Source organism: Rhodopseudomonas sp. BR0C11 (genome assembly GCF_010820945.1).
Lineage (GTDB): Bacteria > Pseudomonadota > Alphaproteobacteria > Rhizobiales > Xanthobacteraceae > Rhodopseudomonas > Rhodopseudomonas palustris_H.
In genome coordinates, this window is the sequence record NZ_QTKI01000531.1 from 1 (window position 1) to 2,745 (window position 2,745).

Annotated in this window: 3 protein-coding genes; 2 read left to right on the plus strand and 1 reads right to left on the minus strand. The window is 62.9% G+C overall.

What is annotated here, in order from left to right:
• The coding region (locus DYI24_RS24650; protein WP_164574193.1) for a biotin transporter BioY at nt 1-183 on the plus strand (183 nt) is incomplete at its 5' end.
• Between the two features lie 98 nt (nt 184-281).
• Complete coding sequence (locus DYI24_RS24655; protein WP_107346578.1) at nt 282-1,619, plus strand: dicarboxylate/amino acid:cation symporter; 1,338 nt, start codon at nt 282-284, stop codon at nt 1,617-1,619.
• Nucleotides 1,620-1,725: 106 nt separating this feature from the next.
• On the opposite strand, the gene DYI24_RS24660 is transcribed toward DYI24_RS24655, so the two are convergent.
• Nucleotides 1,726-2,745, minus strand: a 1,020-nt coding sequence (locus DYI24_RS24660; protein ID WP_205523675.1) for a PGN_0703 family putative restriction endonuclease, incomplete at its 5' end; no start/stop codon positions are given.

The window sequence follows — 2,745 nt, forward strand, 5'->3', positions numbered from 1 at the left end:
CGCGCCGGCCACCTCGCCATTCTGACGCTCGGCTTCGCCTGGCTCGCCTTCGGTCTTCATCTCGGCCTCACCAAGGCGTGGTGGGTCGGGGTGGTTCCGTTCCTCGCCGGCTCGCTGGTCAAGTCCGCGCTCGGCGCGGCCTTGCTGCCCGCGGTGCGCCGCATCGTCGACCGCCAACGCTGACGGTTCGTTCTTCAATCGACTAGGTCGACCGGGACTGCCTGCGGTCGGCCAGCAACGTCTTTTCGTTCGACAGGCATCAAGCGAGTGGAGTGATCGCCATGTCGGCAACGACCCATATCGATGCACCAGCACTGCCGCAACGCGGCAAGTCGAAGCCCTTCTACAAGGTGCTTTACGTCCAGGTGCTGTTCGCGATCGTGGTCGGCGTGCTGGTCGGCTGGCTGTCGCCGCACCTCGCCACCAACGAATGGATCAAGGCGCTCGGCGACGGCTTCGTCAAGCTGATCAAGATGGTGATCGCGCCGATCATCTTCTGCACCGTGGTGTCGGGCATCGCCCATATCCAGGACGCCCGCAAGGTTGGCCGCGTCGGCGTCAAGGCGCTGTTGTATTTCGAAGTGGTGTCGTCCTTCGCGCTGCTGCTCGGCCTGATCGTCGGCAACATCTTCCAGGTCGGGCACGGTCTCGCCGCCAAACCGGACGCCGGTGCGGTGGCGAAATACGTCGATCAGGCCAGCCATCTGAAGGCGGTCGACTTCGTGCTGCACATCATCCCGGACAGCGTGGTCGGCGCCTTCGCGCAGGGCGACATCCTGCAGGTGCTGCTGTTTGCGGTACTGTTCGGCTTCTCGCTGATGGCGCTGGGCGAGCGCGGCCATCGGCTGCGCGACGTGATCGACGATGCCGCGCACGCGGTGTTCGGCGTCATCGCCATCGTGATGAAGGCGGCGCCGATCGGTGCGTTCGGCGCGATGGCCTTCACCATCGGCAAATACGGCCCGGCCGCGCTCAGCAACCTGCTCGGGCTGGTGCTGCTATTCTATGCCACTGCCGCGCTGTTCGTGGTGCTGGTGCTCGGGCTGATCGCGCGGTTCGTCGGATTCAACATCTTCAAGTTCATCGCCTACATCAAGGACGAGCTCTTGATCGTGCTCGGCACCTCGTCGTCGGAAAGCGCGCTGCCGCAGCTGATGGAAAAGCTGGAGCGGCTCGGCTGTTCGAAGTCGGTGGTGGGCCTCGTGGTTCCGACCGGCTATTCGTTCAACCTCGACGGCACCAATATCTACATGACGCTGGCGACGCTGTTCATCGCCCAGGCGCTCGGCATCGAACTGACCTTCAGCCACCAGGTCGCGATCCTGTTGGTGGCGATGCTGACCTCGAAGGGCGCCAGCGGCGTCACCGGCGCCGGCTTCGTGACGCTTGCGGGCACGCTCGCCGCGGTCAATCCGGCGCTGCTGCCGGGGATGGCGATCGTGTTCTCGATCGACAAGTTTATGAGCGAAGTCCGCGCGCTGACCAACATCACCGGCAACGGTGTTGCGGCGGTGTTCGTGTCGTGGTGGGAAGGCGAACTCGACCACGACCGCCTGCACGCCAATCTCAACCGCACCATCGATCCGTCCGACGTCGAGACGGCCGTTACAACGGGCTGACGCCGTCGCTGCAACATTCGCTCTGATCACGAGATGCCCGCGCTCGCCGCGGGCATCGGCGTTCTTGGGGGGCTCTGTTTCGCAGGTGTGAGCGGTCCGCAGAGTCCTACGAGACGACGGAAGCGCCGTCGGACAGGAAGCGATAGCGCTGGGTCAAATAGGAGGCCCATGGATCGTCTGCTCCGGCTTCGCGGAGAGTCGGAATAAACAGATCCTCGATGGTACGATTGACGAAATCGTTGGGGCGCACAACGAGCGAGCGGAACACATCAAACGCATCGACGCCCAATGCGAGCTCACGCAGAGGGGGCGAGGTGACGCGGTGCAGGGCGCGATTGCCGGCCGGTGAAATGTGCAGAACCCGAACACGGCGCACGCCACCGTGCTGCGCCAGCTGCATGCGGTGCGCCAGCATCTGTTGACGGAGCAGTTGATAGAAGGGCTCGTAGAAGAAGTCCTTCAGATTGAGCATTGGATTCCGTTTCAACGGTCCGTTCGGATCGAATGCGATTGCGGTATAGCGACGGCATCGTTCGCAGTTGCCTTTCGCTGGGATCGGGGCTCCGTACTTTTCCGTGTATTTCCATTCGATCAGCAGAAACTCCGGGCCTTGATCCGTGCAGAATCTGACGACGGCATCGGCGCAGGTCGAGTTGGCGCCGCGCTGAAGCGGCTTTCCCTTCTTGCTCTCGTTCAGGTAGTCGTGCCCGCCACCGTTCCATTCGAAGCCGACGTACCATGGCCGTCCGTCAGGGCCATCTTCGACCGGCATCATATCGGGCGGGGCGATGTCGAGAGCGCGGCCGATCAATTGCGAGAGACGGCCGGGCTGTTCAGCCAACGGCATCAGAAAGTTGAGGCAGCATTGCTGAGACGACAGCGCGTGGTTGGCATGGCGGTGCCAGCTAATTTTGTACTTCGAGAAGTACTGCTCGGCAGTGCTCCTGATCATCGGCGCCAGGAGCTGCGCCTTCTCGCTCGGGTCCACCCGATAGGGTGAGTTCTGATAGCGAGTACGGGTCGGTAGCGTTTGGTCCAGAAAGGCGGTCTGGCGTAGCCGCTCGCCGACTTCGAATCTCGATGACGAGGGGCGACTGTTTGGGGTGCTCTCAGGCCGATTATCCAC